The sequence below is a fragment of the Streptomyces sp. NPDC127097 genome, from assembly GCF_042724075.1.
Lineage (GTDB): Bacteria > Actinomycetota > Actinomycetes > Streptomycetales > Streptomycetaceae > Streptomyces.
The window spans coordinates 115,195-131,798 of sequence record NZ_JBHXFI010000014.1 but is presented as its reverse complement, the minus strand read 5'-3'; the positions used below and the strand labels follow the sequence as shown (position 1 = coordinate 131,798).

12 protein-coding genes are annotated in these 16,604 nt (G+C 73.2%); 10 read left to right on the top strand and 2 right to left on the bottom strand.

Features of this window, described 5'->3' with window-relative positions:
• Positions 1 to 26 precede the first annotated feature (26 nt).
• Positions 27 to 1,541 carry a tRNA (N6-isopentenyl adenosine(37)-C2)-methylthiotransferase MiaB gene (gene miaB, locus ACFWJW_RS14155; RefSeq protein WP_387239625.1) on the top strand — a complete coding sequence of 505 codons (1,515 nt, stop codon included), beginning with the start codon at positions 27 to 29 and terminating at the stop codon, positions 1,539 to 1,541.
• A gap of 69 nt (positions 1,542 to 1,610) precedes the next feature.
• Positions 1,611 to 2,321, top strand: a complete 711-nt coding sequence (locus ACFWJW_RS14150; protein WP_387239622.1) for a class III extradiol dioxygenase subunit B-like domain-containing protein — start codon at positions 1,611 to 1,613, stop codon at positions 2,319 to 2,321.
• 70 nt (positions 2,322 to 2,391) lie between these two features.
• Here ACFWJW_RS14150 and ACFWJW_RS14145 read toward each other — a convergent pair whose 3' ends face one another.
• Positions 2,392 to 2,778, bottom strand: a complete 387-nt coding sequence (locus ACFWJW_RS14145; protein WP_387239619.1) for a hypothetical protein — start codon at positions 2,776 to 2,778, stop codon at positions 2,392 to 2,394.
• 181 nt (positions 2,779 to 2,959) lie between these two features.
• Between ACFWJW_RS14145 and miaA the strand changes: the two genes are divergently transcribed.
• The 6 genes from miaA to hflX all read left to right on the top strand — a co-directional run bounded on the left by miaA (position 2,960) and on the right by hflX (position 11,565).
• Positions 2,960 to 3,898 carry a tRNA (adenosine(37)-N6)-dimethylallyltransferase MiaA gene (miaA, locus tag ACFWJW_RS14140; RefSeq protein WP_387239616.1) on the top strand — a complete coding sequence of 313 codons (939 nt, stop codon included), beginning with the start codon at positions 2,960 to 2,962 and terminating at the stop codon, positions 3,896 to 3,898.
• Positions 3,899 to 4,006: 108 nt separating this feature from the next.
• Positions 4,007 to 4,534 (top strand): hypothetical protein, encoded by a 528-nt coding sequence (locus ACFWJW_RS14135; RefSeq protein ID WP_387239613.1) that lies wholly within the window; start codon positions 4,007 to 4,009, stop codon positions 4,532 to 4,534.
• A gap of 323 nt (positions 4,535 to 4,857) precedes the next feature.
• Positions 4,858 to 5,733, top strand: a complete 876-nt coding sequence (gene dapF, locus ACFWJW_RS14130; protein WP_387239610.1) for a diaminopimelate epimerase — start codon at positions 4,858 to 4,860, stop codon at positions 5,731 to 5,733.
• A 196-nt stretch (positions 5,734 to 5,929) separates the two neighbouring features.
• Positions 5,930 to 8,122 (top strand): RelA/SpoT family protein, encoded by a 2,193-nt coding sequence (locus ACFWJW_RS14125; RefSeq protein ID WP_387239607.1) that lies wholly within the window; start codon positions 5,930 to 5,932, stop codon positions 8,120 to 8,122.
• Between the two features lie 143 nt (positions 8,123 to 8,265).
• On the top strand, positions 8,266 to 9,894 hold the full coding sequence (locus ACFWJW_RS14120; protein ID WP_387239604.1) for a M1 family metallopeptidase: 1,629 nt from the start codon (positions 8,266 to 8,268) through the stop codon (positions 9,892 to 9,894).
• 183 nt (positions 9,895 to 10,077) lie between these two features.
• Positions 10,078 to 11,565: a GTPase HflX gene (gene hflX / locus ACFWJW_RS14115; RefSeq protein WP_387239601.1), complete on the top strand. Its 1,488-nt coding sequence runs from the start codon at positions 10,078 to 10,080 to the stop codon at positions 11,563 to 11,565.
• A 112-nt stretch (positions 11,566 to 11,677) separates the two neighbouring features.
• On the opposite strand, the gene ACFWJW_RS14110 is transcribed toward hflX, so the two are convergent.
• On the bottom strand, positions 11,678 to 12,865 hold the full coding sequence (locus tag ACFWJW_RS14110; protein ID WP_387239598.1) for a trypsin-like serine peptidase: 1,188 nt from the start codon (positions 12,863 to 12,865) through the stop codon (positions 11,678 to 11,680).
• Between the two features lie 281 nt (positions 12,866 to 13,146).
• On the opposite strand from ACFWJW_RS14110, the gene ACFWJW_RS14105 reads away from it, so the two are divergent.
• Positions 13,147 to 14,535 (top strand): diaminobutyrate--2-oxoglutarate transaminase family protein, encoded by a 1,389-nt coding sequence (locus ACFWJW_RS14105; RefSeq protein WP_387239595.1) that lies wholly within the window; start codon positions 13,147 to 13,149, stop codon positions 14,533 to 14,535.
• Positions 14,532 to 16,556: an IucA/IucC family protein gene (locus ACFWJW_RS14100; RefSeq protein WP_387239592.1), complete on the top strand. Its 2,025-nt coding sequence runs from the start codon at positions 14,532 to 14,534 to the stop codon at positions 16,554 to 16,556. Before ACFWJW_RS14105 ends, ACFWJW_RS14100 begins: the two co-directional genes overlap by 4 nt.
• Positions 16,557 to 16,604 lie beyond the last annotated feature (48 nt).

Here is a 16,604-nt window from a genome sequence, read left to right as displayed (position 1 = left end):
CTTCCGGCACCGCCTACCCTTGTGGCATGAGCAGCAGCGACCGGAGCCAGGCAGTGGGCGTCAGCAAGAGTTACGAGATCCGCACCTACGGGTGCCAGATGAACGTCCACGACTCCGAGCGGTTGTCCGGCCTGCTGGAAGAGGCCGGATACGTGCCCGCGCCCAAGGACGGCGACGGCGCCGATGTCGTGGTCTTCAACACCTGCGCGGTGCGGGAGAACGCCGACAACCGGCTCTACGGCAACCTCGGTCAGCTCGCCCCGAAGAAGGCCGCGCGGCCCGGCATGCAGATCGCCGTCGGCGGCTGCCTCGCCCAGAAGGACCGCGACACCATCGTCAAGAAGGCCCCCTGGGTCGACGTGGTCTTCGGGACGCACAACATCGGCAAGCTGCCGGTGCTGTTGGAGCGTGCCCGCATCCAGGAAGAGGCGCAGGTCGAGATCGCCGAATCGCTGGAGGCGTTCCCCTCGACCCTGCCCACCCGGCGGGAGAGCGCCTACGCGGCCTGGGTCTCCATCTCCGTGGGCTGCAACAACACCTGCACCTTCTGCATCGTGCCCGCGCTGCGCGGCAAGGAGAAGGACCGCCGGCCCGGCGACATCCTGGCCGAGATCGAGGCACTGGTCTCCGAGGGCGTCAGCGAGATCACCCTGCTCGGCCAGAACGTCAATGCCTACGGCTCCGACATCGGCGACCGCGAGGCGTTCTCCAAGCTGCTGCGCGCCTGCGGCACCATCGAGGGCCTGGAGCGGGTCCGCTTCACCTCCCCGCACCCCCGCGACTTCACCGATGACGTCATCGCCGCCATGGCCGAGACGCCGAACGTGATGCCGCAGCTCCACATGCCGCTCCAGTCCGGCTCCGACCGCGTTCTGAAGGCGATGCGCCGCTCGTACCGCCAGGAGCGCTTCCTCGGCATCATCGAGAAGGTGCGCGCCGCGATGCCGGACGCCGCCCTCTCCACGGACATCATCGTCGGCTTCCCCGGCGAGACCGAGGAGGACTTCGAGCAGACCCTGCACACGGTCCGCGAGTCCCGCTTCGCCCAGGCGTTCACCTTCCAGTACTCCAAGCGCCCCGGCACCCCGGCCGCCGACATGGAGGGCCAGATCCCCAAGGCCGTCGTCCAGGAGCGCTACGAGCGCCTGGTCGCCCTCCAGGAGGAGATCTCCTGGGCGGAGAACAAAAAGCAGGTCGGCCGCACCCTGGAGGTCCTGGTCGCCGAGGGCGAGGGCCGCAAGGACGACGCGACCCACCGCCTGTCCGGCCGCGCCCCCGACAACCGCCTGGTCCACTTCACCCGCCCCGAGGAGCCGGTCCGCCCCGGCGATGTGGTGACCGTCGAGATCACCTACGCCGCTCCGCACCACCTCCTGGCGGAGGGCCCGGCCAAGGGGGTCCGCCGCACCCGCGCCGGGGACGCCTGGGAGAAGCGCAACGCCGCCCCGGCGGACAAGCCCCAGGGCGTCCTGCTGGGCCTGCCCACCATCGGGGCCCCGGCACCGAGCCCGGCGCCCGCCGCCGGCTGCGGCTGCGACTGACCCGGTCCCGCGCAGGCGGCCCCAGGGCACGGCGACCCGCCCTGCACCAGGGGCGTTACGCTGCGTGTCATGCTCGTAGCCGCCGCCCTCTGCCCCTGCCCGCCGTTGCTCGTCCCGGAGGTGGCCGCCGGGGCGGCGCCCGAACTCGACGCGCTGCGCGCCGCTTGTCTCGACGCGATCGGCGTGCTCGCCGCGGCCCGCCCCGACCTGCTGGTCGTCCTCGGCCCCACCGACGAAGCCGGCCAGGGCCGGTACCCCCAGGGCACCTTCGGCTCCTTCCGCGGCTTCGGGGTGGACCTGGAGGTGCCGCTGGGCGCCGCGGAGACCGTGCCGGACCGGGAACTCCCGCCGTCGCTGTCCGTCGGCGCCTGGCTGCTGTCCCGTACGGACTGGGACGACGCCCCCGTGGAGGGGCTGGGAGTGGCCGTGTCGACGCCCCGCGACCGCTGTCAGGGGCTGGGCCGGAAGATCGCCGCGGCCGCTCCCCGGGTCGCCCTGCTGGTGCTGGGGGACGGCAGCGCCTGCCGGACGGTGAAGGCGCCCGGCTACTTCGACGAGCGGGCCGAGCCCTTCGACGCCGAGGTGGCGCGTGCTCTGGGCGGCGCCGACACCGCCGCACTGGCCGCGCTCGACGAGCAGCGGGCCGCCGCTCTCCAGGCGTCCGGACGGGCCTGCTGGCAGGTCCTGGCGGGGGCGGCGGAGAACGCGGACCGGAGCGGCCGGCTGCTCCGCGAGGAGGCCCCCTACGGGGTGGGCTACTTCGTGGCGGCCTGGTCGTAGCGCACCCGCAGGAGGGGTACGCCCATGGCCGCGAGGCGCTTCGCCCGCGGCCGTCGTGGCGGTGCCGCGGTCAGCGCGCCTGGTGCCGCGCGCTCTCGCTGTCCGCGGCGGCCTCCGCCGACTGCTGCCGGGGGATCCCGGCGCTCTCACCGGTCTGCTCCGCGCGCGGTGTCCCGGCGTTCGTCGCCTCCGCTGCCGCGTCGCCGGCCGCCTCCGGAGCCGCCGCGGCCTCCGCCGCTTCCGGCGCGTCCCCGGCTTCCGCCTCCGGTGCGGCCGCCGCCGGGCGCTCGGCGGCGTCCGCGGCTTCTTCGGCGCGATCGGGCTGACCGGCGTCCCCGGTCTCCGCCGGAACCGCCGGCGCCGTCGGCTCCGCCGCCTCGGCCGCCACCGCCGTAGTGGCGCTCTCTTCCGTCAACGCTCCGGACTTACGGCGGCGAAACCGCGAAAACACACCCATAACTTCTCCTACGCTCTTCATGTGGCGACATCCAGGTCCGCCCGGGAGCGGACCGTTGCGCCACCCGCGGGCGCCGGGTGCTGCGCCGGCTCTCGGGACCTCGCAACAGGCAACGAGGTCATCGGTGGCCCGTCACGTCGCTCGTTCGGGATGGGGGCGTGATGTTTGCGAGACTGACGGGGTGAACACCGCCGTTCCCGCTCCGCGGGTCATCGCCGTCGTCGGTCCCACCGCGGCCGGAAAGTCCGATCTGGGCGTCGCGCTCGCACAACACGTGGGGGGCGAGGTCATCAACGCCGACTCCATGCAGCTCTACCGCGGCATGGACATCGGCACCGCCAAACTCACGCCCGAGGAGCAGCAGGGCGTCCCGCACCGCCTCCTGGACATCTGGGACGTGACCCGCGCCGCCAGCGTCGCCGAGTACCAGCGGCTGGCCCGCGCCGAGATCGACCGGCTGCTCGCCGAGGGCCGCACCCCGGTCCTGGTCGGCGGCTCCGGCCTCTACGTACGCGGCGCCATCGACGCGCTCGACTTCCCCGGCACCGACCCGGAGGTGCGCGCCCGCCTGGAGGCCGAACTCGCCGAAATGGGCAGCGGCCCCCTCCACGCCCGGCTGGCTGCCGCAGACCCCGAGGCCGGCCGCGCGATCCTGCCGAGCAACGGCCGCCGCATCGTGCGTGCCCTGGAGGTCATCGAGATCACCGGCCGCCCCTTCACCGCCAACCTCCCCGGCCATGAAGCGGTCTACGACACCCTCCAGATCGGCGTCGATGTCGCGCGCCCCGAACTCGACGAGCGGATCGCGCGGCGGGTCGACCGTATGTGGGAGGCGGGCCTGGTCGACGAGGTGCGCCGGCTGGAGGGCGAGGGCCTGCGCGAGGGCCGTACGGCGTCCCGGGCGCTCGGCTACCAGCAGGTGCTGGCCCAGCTCGCGGGGGAGTGCACCGAGCAGGAGGCGCGCGACGAGACGGTGCGCGCCACCAAGCGCTTCGCGCGCCGCCAGGACTCGTGGTTCCGCCGGGACCCGCGGGTCCACTGGCTCAGCGGTGCCGCCGAGCACCGGGGAGAACTTCCTGGTCAGGCACTGGCGTTGCTCGAACGACCGGTCACAGCCTGATCACGTCATGGCATCGGGACGCTCCGGCCGTCATCCGGGCCCCTGAGGGCGTGTCATCATCGACCTTCGATCGAGGCGTGCAGTCTGTAGTGGGGAGGGCGCGTGGCAATGGAGGCCGGCCCTCGCAACGGAGCGCAGCAACCGGACAGCGGCGCCGACACGGCTCCTCTGACCGACGACGGTCCCGACACCGACGACGGCCTGTCCGGCCCTGACGGCGTCGGCGGCGGAGCGCTCACCGACCCGGACACCCTGGACGACTCCGACGCCCCGGCCGACGGCTCCGGGGAGGGCGGCGAGTCCTTCCGGGAGCTGCGCCCGCCCCGCCGGCTGCGGCTGTGGCAGCTGGCCCCGATCGTCGCGCTCGCCGCCCTCGGCTCGCTGATGTTCGCCTTCCCGCTCGCCTTCGAGCTGGGCGGCGACGGCGGCGCGATGATCGCGATGCTCGGCCTGCTGCTGTGCTGCTGCGCCGCGGGCTGGGGCATGATGGCCGCCCGCCGCGTCGGCTACACCTGGCCCGGCCTCCCCGCGCAGGGCTCAGGCCGCCGCGCCTGCTGGCGCGTGGTGCTGATCTACACCGTCCTGGTGGCCATCCCGGCGTCGCTGGCCATATGGCGCGTGGCCCGGCTGCGCTGAGGCGTGGCCGGCTGGTTGCGCTGAGGCGTGGCCTGGCTGTGCTGAAGCGGGGCTTGGCTGTGCCGGCGGGGCCTGTGCTGCGTTGAGGCAGGGCGTGGCTGTGTTGGCGCGGCCTGGCTGTGTTGAGGCGTGGCCTGGGGGAGCTTTGGCCCCTTCGGTTTGTTCCCGGGCCTGCTTGTTCCCGGGCCCGTTGATTTCCCCTCCCGTTGTTTCCCCGCCGCCCACCCCCCTTCGGGGGGTGGGCGGGTACGGGTGAGCCGCGGGTACGGGTGAGCCGCGGGCCCCGTACCCCCCTTCCCCCGCCCTCCCCGTACGATGCAAGGGTGACCAGCACGCAGCGCCTCGCCTTTCTCAAGGGCCACGGCACCGAGAACGACTTCGTGATCGTCCCCGACCCGGACGGGCGGCTCGACCTGCCCGCGGCCGCCGTCGCCAGGATCTGCGACCGGCGGGCCGGCCTCGGCGGCGACGGTGTGCTGCGCGTCGTCCGGTCCGCCGCGCACCCGGAGGCGCGTGCCCAGGCCGGCGAGGCCGAGTGGTTCATGGACTACCGCAACGGCGACGGTTCGATCGCCGAGATGTGCGGCAACGGCGTCCGCGTCTTCGCGCGCTATCTGCTGCACGCCGGTCTGGTCGAGGCCGGTGACCTCGCCATCGCCACCCGCGCCGGGGTACGCCGGGTGCATCTCGCCAAGACCGGCGATGTCACGGTCTCCATGGGCCGGGCCGAACTCCCCGCGGAGGGCGTCGTCGTCACCCTCGGCGGCCGCAGCTGGCCGGCCCGCAACGTGAACATGGGCAATCCGCACGCGGTCGCCTTCGTCGAGGACCTGGCCCACGCCGGCGACCTGCTGGCCGTACCGCCGTTCAGCCCAGCGTCGGTTTATCCCGACGGCGTGAACGTGGAGTTCGTCGTCGACCGGGGTCCGCGCCATGTGGCGATGCGGGTCCACGAACGCGGTTCGGGCGAGACCCGCTCCTGCGGCACCGGCGCCTGTGCGGTCGCCGTCGCCACCGCCCGCCGGGACGGTCTGGACCCCGCGGAGACCGGTACGCCCGTCACGTACCGGGTCGATGTGCTCGGCGGCAGCCTGTCGATCACCGAGCGGCCCGACGGCACGGTCGAGATGACCGGCCCGGCCGAGATCGTCGCCGAGGGCACTTTCGACGCCGCCTGGCTGGCCGACGCGCTCGCCTGACGCGCCTGGCCGCGTACCGCCTCCCGGGTCCGCTCCGGGAAAGGGTTCCGGCCAAAAGATTCGCTCGAACGGGTGATCCGGATCACGCTGAGCGAGAGGCGGACAGCGGTGCGTGATGGGCTCGGTAGCATCAAGCACCGGCCCGGGCGCCCGAACTGCCGCGTTCCACCGCCGGTCGACGCTGCCGGAGGTGCCCATGAGCGCAGAGGCCACTAACCCTGGTAATCCTGGAGCAGCGGGCCGCCGGCGCGGCCGCCGCCGACTGGAGCTCAGCGGGCTGCGCCGCATCGGCCGCGCCGCACTGCTCGGCCCGGCCCCGCGCGACGGGCTCCCGCACGCCCTCGAACACGTCGCCAAGGTGCACCGCGGCCACCACCCCGACGCCGATCTGGACACCCTCACCAGGGCCTATCTGCTCGCCGAGTCCTCGCACCGGGGCCAGCTGCGCAAGAGCGGCGAGCCGTACATCACCCACCCGCTCGCGGTGACCCTGATCCTCGCCGAACTCGGCGCGGAGACCACGACCTTGACCGCCTCGCTGCTCCACGACACCGTCGAGGACACGGAAGTGACGCTGGATCAGGTGCGGGAGCTGTTCGGCGCCGAGGTCTGCTATCTCGTCGACGGGGTCACCAAGCTGGAGAAGGTCGACTACGGCGCGGCCGCCGAGCCGGAGACCTTCCGCAAGATGCTGGTGGCGACCGGCAACGACGTCCGGGTGATGTCCATCAAGCTCGCCGACCGGCTGCACAACATGCGCACCCTCGGCGTGATGCGCCCCGAGAAGCAGGCGCGGATCGCCAAGGTGACCCGCGATGTGCTGATCCCGCTCGCCGAACGCCTCGGCGTCCAGGCGCTCAAGGCCGAGCTGGAGGACCTGGTCTTCGCGATCCTGCATCCCGAGGAGTACGCCACCACCCGGGCCCTGGTCATGGAGTACGCCTCCCGGCCCGACCCGCTCGCCGCCCTCGCGGAGCGGGTGCGTACGGTCCTCGACGAGGCCGGTATCGACGCCGAAGTCCTCGTCCGGTCCCGGCACTTCGTCTCCGTCCACCGGGTGCGCCTCGCGCGCGGTGCGCTGACCGGCGCGGACCTGGGGCGGCTGCTGGTCCTGGTGGCCGAGGACGCCGACTGTTACGCGGTCCTCGGCGAGCTGCACACCTGCTTCACCCCGGTGATCTCCGAGTTCAAGGACTTCATCGCGGTCCCCAAGTTCAACCTCTACCAGTCGCTGCACACCGCGGTCACCGGCCCGTCCGGCGAGGTCGCCGAGACCCTGATCCGTACGCATCAGATGCACCGGGTCGCCGAGGCCGGGGTGATCGCGCTCGGCAACCCCTACGCCCCGACGGACGACGTGGACGCCCCCGAGGGCGAGCGGGCCGACCCGACCCGCCCCGGCTGGCTCTCCCGGCTGCTGGAGTGGCAGCGCACCACCCCCGACCCGGACACGTTCTGGACCTCGCTGCGCGACGATCTCGCCCAGGACCGGGAGATCACCGTCTTCTGCACCGACGCCCCGCCGGACGGCTCGTCGGGCGGCACGGGCGGCGTGATCGGTCTGCCCGCCGGGGCGAGTTGCGTGGACGCCGCGTACGAACGGCACGGCGAGGGGGCGCACTGTTGCATCGGCGCGCGCGTCAACGGCCGGCTCGCCACTCTCTCCACGGTCCTGCACGACGGCGACAGTCTGGAGCTGCTGCGGGCACCGGAATCCGCCGCCGGTCCCTCGCCCGAATGGCTGGAGCACGCCCGGACCCCCGCCGCCCGGCTCGCCATCGCCCGGTGGCTGGCCGGGCCCCGGGAGTCCGGCGCCCGCCCGGCAGCCCCCGGCGAGGGGCCCGGCGCGGCGCCCCCCGACCGCCGCGACGCGGGGCCCGACCGCCCCGGAGCGGGCCCGGTCGCCCCCGCCTCGGTCCTCGCGGTGGCGGATCTGCCCGGAGCCTCGGTCCGGCTGGCCCGCTGTTGTACCCCGGTGCCGCCGGACGCCGTTACCGGCTTCGCCGTACGCGGCGGCACGGTCACCGTGCACCGCGCCCTGTGCCCCGTCGTGGCGCGGATGGCGGCCACCGGCCGGCAGCCGGTCGGGGTGCGCTGGCGCGGCGCCGGCCAAGGGGGCCACGGCTGCCGGGTCACCCTCCTGGCCGAAGCCTTCAGCCGGCCGCAGCTCCTGGCCGACCTCACCGAAGCCATCGCCTCCCAGGGCGCCGCCGTGGTGTCGGCCGCCGTCGAACCCCCGCACGAACAGCGGGTCCGCCACACCTACACGCTGCATCTGCCGAACGCCGCCGGGCTGCCGTCCCTGATGCGCGCCATGCGCCAAGTGCCCGGCGTCTTCGACGTGTTGCGCGCCGGGCGCACCCGGCAGCCCGCGGCCCTGCGCCCCTGAAGGGCCCGGGGGCCCGGAAGCTGACGCCCCGTCGGACGCTGCTCCGTCCGGCGGCGTAAGACGGGTGGACGATCCGCCGCCCGTTCGGGTGCCGTTTGCCCCGTCACCCGCGGGGGAGGGGGCCGCGTTGGTAGCCGTAGTTCATGTCCCTTCCCTTGCGCCGCCCGTCCCGCGACCCCGACCGCCCCGCCCCCGTCCTGCCCCCCGGCCCGAGCGGGCGGGGCCGGTGGACCGGTCTGCGGGCCGCCGCCCTCGGGCTGGCCGCCCTGGCCACCCTCGGCGTGGCCGAGCCGCCGGCCGTGGGGCCGCAGGGCCTCGGTGACCGCCTCTTCCCCACCCTCGGCAACACCGGCTACGACGTCACGTCCTACGACGTCTCCCTGGACTACTCCGGCCACAACGACCGGCCGCTGAACGCCCTCACCGAGATCTCCGTCCGGGCCACCAGCGAGCTCGACCACCTCAACCTCGACTTCGCCCGGGGCGCCGTACGCTCCGTGAAGATCGGCGGCCTGCCCGCCCGGCACGAGCAGCACGGCGAGGACCTGGTGCTCACCCCGGCCTTCCACATCTCCCGGGGGCAGGACCTGAAGATCGCCATCGCGCACACCAGCGATCCCGGCGGAAAGAGCGACGGCGGCTGGATCCGCACCGCCGACGGGCTGGCGATGGCCAACCAGGCCGACGCCGCACACCGGGTCTTCCCCTGCAACGACCACCCCTCCGACAAGGCGCTCTTCACCTTCCACATCACCGCGCCCCAGCAGCTGACCGCCGTCGCCAACGGACTGCCACTGCGCCCCGGCACCCGCGCGGGACGCCGCACCTGGACCTACCGCACCGACCACCCCATGGCCACCGAGCTGGCACAGGTCTCCATCGGGAAGTCCAGCGTGCTGCTGCGCCACGGGCCGCACGGCCTGCCGATCCGCGATGTCGTACCGACCGCGGACCGGGCCACCCTGGCGCACTGGCTGGCCAAGACCCCCGGCCACGTGTCCTGGATGGAGCGCAAGGTCGGCCCCTACCCCTTCGAGGCGTACGGGGTGCTGATCGCCAACGCCAGGACCGGCTTCGAGCTGGAGACCCAGACCCTCTCGCTCTTCGAGAAGGCCATGTTCACCACCGACCAGCTGCCCGCCTGGTACGTCGAGTCCGTGATGGTGCACGAGCTGGCCCACCAGTGGTTCGGCAACAGCGTCAGCCCGCGCCGCTGGTCCGACGTCTGGCTCAACGAGGCCCACGCCACCTGGTACGAGGCCCTCTACGCCCAGGAGAAGGGCGGCCACCGGGCCTCGCTGGAGACCCGTATGCGGCACGCCTACGAGCAGTCCGACGGCTGGCGCGCCGAGGGCGGGCCGCCCGCCGCGCCGAAGCTCCCCAGCCAGGGGGAGAAGATCAGCATCTTCCGCCCGGTCGTCTACGACGGCAGTGCGCTGGTCCTCTACGCCCTGCGGCAGAAGATCGGCCCCGCCGCCTTCGACCGGATCGAACGCGAGTGGGTGGCCGGGCACCGCGACGGGGTGGCCGACACCTCCGACTTCGTCCAGCTGGCCTCCCAGGTGACCGGGCAGGACCTCACCGCCTTCTTCCAGGGATGGCTCTACGGCGAGCGGACCCCGCCGATGCCGGGGCACCCGCAGTGGCAGCCCCGGAAGGGCGCGGACAAGCCCGGCGCCGAGGGGACGGCCCCCGGCTCCGGCACCAAGAAGCCCGCTCCGCCCCCCGGCGGACCCAAGGCGGCCGCCGGAAACCCCGGAAAACCCGCGTGACGGCCCTCTCCGGCCGTGGGACCATCGTCAGGTCGGCACCCGCGCCCGGCCCGGGAATCTCCCGGACCGCTCGGACGTTGACACCAGCGACGGCCGCGGCATCACCGCGGCGGTCGCCACGACGACAGTCCCGGTGGGGCCGCCAGGTCCCCGTGAGGGCTTCCCAACGACGCGAAGGATCAAATGACCTCCTCTTCTTCCCTTCCGCAGGACCGGCAGCGCCTCCCCGAGAGCCTTCGGGCGAACGCCCTGATGGAAGAGGACGTCGCCTGGAGCCACGAGATCGACGGGGAGCGTGACGGCGACCAGTACGACCGCTCGGCACGCGCCGCACTACGCCGCGTAGCGGGCCTTTCCACCGAGCTCGAGGACGTCACCGAGGTCGAGTACCGACAGCTCCGTCTGGAGCGTGTGGTGCTCGTCGGTGTCTGGACCACGGGCACGGTCCAGGAGGCGGAGAACTCGCTCGCCGAGCTCGCCGCCCTGGCCGAGACCGCCGGCGCGATGGTGCTCGACGGCGTCATCCAGCGCCGGGACAAGCCCGACCCGGCCACCTACATCGGCTCCGGCAAGGCCCTGGAGCTGCGGGACATCGTCCTCGAATCCGGGGCGGACACCGTGGTGTGTGACGGTGAGCTCTCCCCGGGCCAGCTGATCCACCTGGAGGACGTCGTGAAGGTCAAGGTGGTCGACCGGACCGCCCTGATCCTCGACATCTTCGCCCAGCACGCCAAGTCCCGGGAGGGCAAGGCGCAGGTCTCGCTGGCGCAGATGCAGTACATGCTCCCCCGCCTCCGTGGCTGGGGTCAGTCGCTCTCCCGGCAGATGGGTGGCGGTGGCTCCGGTTCGGCGGGCGGCGGTATGGCCACCCGTGGTCCCGGTGAGACCAAGATCGAGACGGACCGGCGGCGGATCCGCGAGAAGATGGCGAAGATGCGCCGGGAGATCGCGGAGATGAAGACCGGCCGGGACATCAAGCGCCAGGAGCGTCGGCGCAACAAGGTCCCCTCGGTCGCCATCGCCGGCTACACCAACGCCGGCAAGTCGTCCCTGCTCAACCGCCTGACCGGGGCCGGCGTCCTGGTGGAGAACGCCCTGTTCGCCACCCTGGACCCGACCGTCCGGCGGGCCGAGACCCCCAGCGGACGGCTCTACACCCTCGCCGACACCGTCGGCTTCGTCCGCCATCTCCCGCACCACCTCGTCGAGGCGTTCCGCTCGACGATGGAGGAGGTCGGCGAGTCCGATCTCATCCTGCATGTGGTCGACGGCTCGCACCCGGTGCCCGAGGAGCAGCTGGCCGCGGTGCGCGAGGTGATCCGCGACGTGGGCGCGACGGACGTGCCCGAGATCGTGGTCGTCAACAAGGCCGACGCGGCCGATCCGCTGGTGCTCCAGCGGCTGCTGCGCCAGGAGAAGCACGCCCTCGCGGTCTCGGCCCGTACGGGCCAGGGCATGGCGGAGCTGCTGGAGCTGCTCGACGAGGAACTCCCCCGGCCGCAGGTCGAGATCGACGTCCTGGTGCCCTACACCCAGGGCGCCCTGGTCTCGCGGGCGCACGCCGAGGGCGAGGTCATCTCCGAGGAGCACACCGCCGAGGGCACGGTCCTCAAGGCGCGGGTGCACGCGGAGCTGGCCGCCGAGTTCGAGCCCTTCGTGCCCGCCGCCTGACGGGCCCGAAGCACAGCGACAGAAGGCCCGCCCCCGGGAGACCGGGGGCGGGCCTTCGTGCTGCGCACGGGCGGAGCGGGTGATGCCGTCGGGCACCACCCGCCTCAGGCGACTACTGCTTGCTCGCCCACTTCTTGCTCATGTTGTCGAACAGGCTCTTGGCCTCGGGGCCCAGGTGCGGACCGGCCGACCAGCGGGCCGGGCGCGGCCCCATCGACATGTTGGAGATCAGCACCTGCTTGCCGCTCGCGTCCTTGGCGAACCAGGGGCCACCGGAGGAACCACCGGTCATGGTGCAGCCGATCCGGTACATGGTCGGCTTCTTGGCGTCCATCGACAGCCGGGTCGGCTTGTCGGTGCACTGCTGCTGCGCCGCACCGTCGAACGGCGGCTCGGCCGGGTAGCCCTGCGCGGTCAGGCTCGGGATCTTGGCCATCGCCGGGGCGTTGAAGTCGACCTCGTAGGCGCCGCCGGCCGTCTCCTCCAGCGACTTGCCGCCGGTGCCCTGCTCCGGCTTCACATGCATCAGCGCGTAGTCGTACGGAGCCATCGGGACACCCGGAACGGCCCCGCCGGCCTTGATCCACTGCTGGGACGTCGCCATGTCGTCCGCCCACCACTTGCCCGACGGGACCCGGTCCTCGAAGGGCTTGTTCTTCAACTCACCGGCGGAACCACCGGTCTTGTTGAAGTTCGGCACGAACATCATGTTGCGGTACCAGCCGCCGTTCTTGCCGGCGTGCACACAATGCGCCGCGGTCCACACCAGGTTGGACTTACCGGGGTGCGCCGGGTCCTTGACGACGGTGGCGGAGCAGCGCGAATCGCCCTCGGGGGTGCTGAACAGCAGCAGGCCCACGCCGGGGGCGGTGGAGGTGTACGGGGTCTTGACGGGCTGCGCCGGGACGGCGGACGGCTCGGGGTCGGTCTTGCCCTGGTCCTCGGAGATGTCCTCAGGCTTGCTGGGGTCCTGGGGCGGCTTGACCTTGTCGATCTTGTCCTTGTCCCAGAAGTCCTTGATGATCGGGTTGATGAACTCCCCGGCCTCCCGGAGCCACTTGTCCCGGTCCCAGTTCTTCCACTCGCCGTTCTTCCACTTGTCCAGGTCGACGCCGTGTTCCTTGAGCTTGTCCTGGATGTCCTGAGGGATCTTGAAGTCACCCCCGCCCGCTTCCTGGCCGGCGCCCTGGGTGGGCTTGGCGTCCGCGTTGTCGCCCTCCGGCCCGCAGCCGGTGGCGGTCAGCGCCATGACGGCGGTGAGAGCGGCGGCGGCCAGGAGTGGCCGACGTATGGATCGCATGGGTGAGTTCCCCCTGGTGAATCGGGCTGAGCCGGTGTGACGTGAGCTGATCTTGCGCCGGTCCGTTCTTTGTCATGAACCTCAAGATCCCGGTGCAACACCCCACTATGCCGGTGACGATGGGGACGGCGGTACTCGGGTACCTGGTTCCACGCCGCCAAGGATCTTGGCGACAACCGTGATCCCACGTCGCCGCCGTCGTTGGTACGGACGGGGGACGGCCGGGCCGCCCGCAGGGCCCGCGGCCTTCCGCAGCTCACCAGCAGGAGGACACAACTGCCGTGGCGTTGACCGAAACCGTGCCGGCCGCGCCGGCCCACGAGGGGATCCTGCGCCGGCAGTCCCTGCGTGAGTCCGCCGCCCGCACCTACGCGCGCTCGCTGCCCATCGTCCCGGTCCGCGCCCGCGGGCTCACCATCGAGGGCGCCGACGGCAGGCGCTATCTCGACTGTCTCTCCGGCGCCGGCACCCTGGCGCTCGGCCACAACCACCCCGTGGTGCTCGAAGCGATCCGCACGGTCCTCGACTCCGGTGCGCCGCTGCACGTCCTCGACCTGGCCACGCCGGTCAAGGACGCCTTCACCACCGAGCTCTTCGCCACGCTGCCCCGAGAGTTGGCCGAAAAGGCGCGCATCCAGTTCTGCGGCCCGGCCGGCACGGACGCCGTCGAGGCCGCCTTCACACTCGTCCGCACCGCGACCGGGCGGGACGGCCTGATGGCCTTCTCCGGCGCCTACCACGGCATGACCGCGCAGGCGCTGGCCGCCTCCGGGGGAGCGCAGCACACCAGCGTGGTCCGGCTGCCCTATCCGTACGACTACCGCTGCCCCTTCGGGACCGGCGGCGAACGCGGTGCCGAACTCGCCGCGCGCTGGACCGAGAACCTCCTCGACGACCACAAGAGCGGGGTGCCGCGCCCGGCCGGGATGATCCTGGAACCCGTCCAGGGCGAGGGCGGGGTGATCCCCGCACCGGACGGCTGGCTGCGGCGGATGCGGGAGATCACCGCCGCCCGGCGGATCCCGCTGATCGTGGACGAGGTGCAGACCGGCGTCGGCCGCACCGGTGCCTTCTGGGCGGTGGACCACAGCGGCATCGTGCCCGACGTGATCGTGCTGTCGAAGGCGATCGGCGGCAGCCTGCCGCTCGCAGTGATCGTCTACCGCGAGGAACTGGACGCCTGGCAGCCCGGCGCGCACGCCGGCACGTTCCGCGGCAACCAGCTCGCCATGGCCGCCGGCGCCGCCACCCTCGCCTACGTCCGTACGAACGGCCTCGACCGGCGGGCCGGGGAGCTCGGCGCCCGGATGCTCGCCCGGCTCGGCGCCCTCGCCGCCGCCCATGACTGCATCGGCGACGTCCGCGGCCGCGGCCTGATGCTCGGCGTCGAACTCGTCGACCGTGACGCCGACGCCGATGCCACGGGCGCCCGCCCCGCCGCCCCCGAGCTCGCCGCCGCCGTCCGGGACGCCTGCCTGGACCGCGGCCTGATCGTCGAACTGGGCGGCCGGCACTCCGCCGTCGTCCGGCTGCTGCCACCCCTGACCATCACCGACGAACAGGCGGACGCGATCCTCGACCGCCTCGCCGACGCCATCACGGCGGCGGTCCGCACCACCCCCGGGCCGATGGGCTCGTCCCCCACGACAATGCGAGGCACCACCCCATGAACGAACGCCCCGGCCCCGACGGCGGTCAGCCCGCCGAGCGCATCCCCGCCCACCAGGGCGCGGGCATCATCGAGTCGGTACCGCGCCAGCAGCGGCGGGCCCCGGACGAGACCTGCCACCAGCAGCCCCAGGAGCCCCTGGACCGGCCCCTGCCCCATGGCGCCGCCGGCCCGCACGACCGCGCCCGCGGTGACCACGACCCGCTCGACCACCCGGACCCGGCGGTCGCCGCCGACGCCGCGGGCATCGAGCACCTCCTGCGCTGCTGGCTCCGGGAGAGCGGCACCCACCACCCGGCCGAGGGCCGGCTGCGCCTCCCGCTGCGGGCCGCCGCCGCGAGCGCCCTGATCATCCCCGTCCGCTACTGGTCCCCCACCGGCTGGCACCGCCTTGGCGCCCCCACCCTCGAAGGCGCCCCGGCCGGCGCCGCCCCGCTGGACGCCGTCACCCTCGCCGCGCTGCTGCGCCGGGAGGCCGCGCACGGTGACCGGCGGGCCTCCGACGGCGGCGAGCACCGGGTGGCGGACGGCGGGGAGCGGCCGGAGCCGGACGCCACGCCGCAGCAGGCACCGGACGGCGACGGCGCCGAACTCGTCGGCCGGGTCGCCGACTCCGTCCGCAATGTCGCCGTCTTCCTCACCGACCGGCGCGCCCGGCCCGCCGACGACCACGGCGCCCTCTTCCTCGAAGCCGAACAGTCCCTGCTCCTCGGCCACCCGCTGCACCCCACACCCAAGAGCCGCGAGGGCCTCTCCGACGCCGAGACCCGCGCCTATTCGCCCGAACTGCGCGGCGCCTTCCCGCTGCACTGGATGGCCGTGCACCGCTCCGTCCTGGCCGCCGACTCCGCCTGGACCGTAGGCGGCAAGCCCGTACCGGCCGACCGGCTCACCCGGGAGATCGCGGGGAGCGGCTGCCAACTCCCCGACGACACCGTGCCGTTGCCGCTGCACCCCTGGCAGGCCAGGGAACTCGCCGACCGCTCCGATGTCACCGCCCTCCGCGAGGCCGGTCTGCTGCACGACCTCGGCGTCCACGGCCCGCTCTGGCACCCCACCTCCTCCGTCCGCACGGTCTACCGCCCCGACGCGGACGCCATGCTCAAGCTCTCCCTCGGGCTGCGCATCACCAACTCCCGCCGGGAGAACCTCCGTAAGGAACTGGCCCGCGGGGTCGAGGTGCACCGGCTGCTGCGCACCGGCCTCGCCAAGCAGTGGCAGACCGTGCACCCCGGCTTCGACATCGTCCGCGACCCGGCCTATCTCGCCGTCGACGGCTTCGACGGCGAACCCGTCCAGGGCCTCGATGTCGTCATCCGCCACAACCCCTTCAGCACCACCGACGACGCCGTCTGCATCGCCGGCCTCACCTCCCCCCGGCCCTGGCCCGGCCGCTCCGGCGTGCGCTCCCGGCTCGAAGACCTCGTCGGCACGCTCGGCGCCCGCACCGGCCGCCCCCTGGACGCGGTGGCCACCGAGTGGTTCCTGCGCTACCTCGAAGCGGTCGTACGGCCCGTGCTGTGGCTCGACGGCACGGCCGGCGTCGTGCTGGAAGCCCATCAGCAGAACACCGTGGTGCTGCTGGACCCCGACGGCTGGCCGGTCGGCGGCCGCTACCGCGACAACCAGGGCTACTACTTCCGCGCCTCGCGCCGCGCCGAACTGGAGCGACGGATGCCCGGCATCGGCGCGGCCAGCGACTCCTTCGTCGCCGACGACGTCACCGACGAACGCTTCGCCTACTACCTCGGCATCAACAACGTCCTCGGCCTCATCGGGGCCTTCGGCTCCCAGCGCCTGGTCCGCGAGGAGATCCTGCTCGCCGCCTTCCGCCGCTTCCTCGCCGATGCCGCCACGGCCCCACGGGCCCACCGCTCGCCGCTCCCGGAGCAGTTGCTCGCCGCCCGCACCCTGCGCTGCAAGGCCAACCTGGCGACCCGGCTGCACGGCCTGGACGAACTCGTCGGCCCGGTCGAAACCCAGTCCGTCTACGTCACCCTGCGCAACCCCCTCGCCCCGTAGCCGACCACCACGGCCCCCGACAGCAGACCCCCGCATCCCGTCCCCGGC

Excerpts from the sequence above, each read along its gene's own strand:
- miaB (WP_387239625.1), top strand. The coding sequence starts at position 27 with ATGAGCAGCAGCGACCGGAGCCAGGCAGTGGGCGTCAGCAAGAGTTAC.
- ACFWJW_RS14150 (WP_387239622.1), top strand. The coding sequence starts at position 1,611 with ATGCTCGTAGCCGCCGCCCTCTGCCCCTGCCCGCCGTTGCTCGTCCCG.
- ACFWJW_RS14145 (WP_387239619.1), bottom strand. The coding sequence starts at position 2,778 with ATGGGTGTGTTTTCGCGGTTTCGCCGCCGTAAGTCCGGAGCGTTGACG.
- ACFWJW_RS14135 (WP_387239613.1), top strand. The coding sequence starts at position 4,007 with ATGGAGGCCGGCCCTCGCAACGGAGCGCAGCAACCGGACAGCGGCGCC.
- ACFWJW_RS14125 (WP_387239607.1), top strand. The coding sequence starts at position 5,930 with ATGAGCGCAGAGGCCACTAACCCTGGTAATCCTGGAGCAGCGGGCCGC.
- ACFWJW_RS14120 (WP_387239604.1), top strand. The coding sequence starts at position 8,266 with ATGTCCCTTCCCTTGCGCCGCCCGTCCCGCGACCCCGACCGCCCCGCC.
- hflX (WP_387239601.1), top strand. The coding sequence starts at position 10,078 with ATGACCTCCTCTTCTTCCCTTCCGCAGGACCGGCAGCGCCTCCCCGAG.
- ACFWJW_RS14110 (WP_387239598.1), bottom strand. The coding sequence starts at position 12,865 with ATGCGATCCATACGTCGGCCACTCCTGGCCGCCGCCGCTCTCACCGCC.
- ACFWJW_RS14100 (WP_387239592.1), top strand. The coding sequence starts at position 14,532 with ATGAACGAACGCCCCGGCCCCGACGGCGGTCAGCCCGCCGAGCGCATC.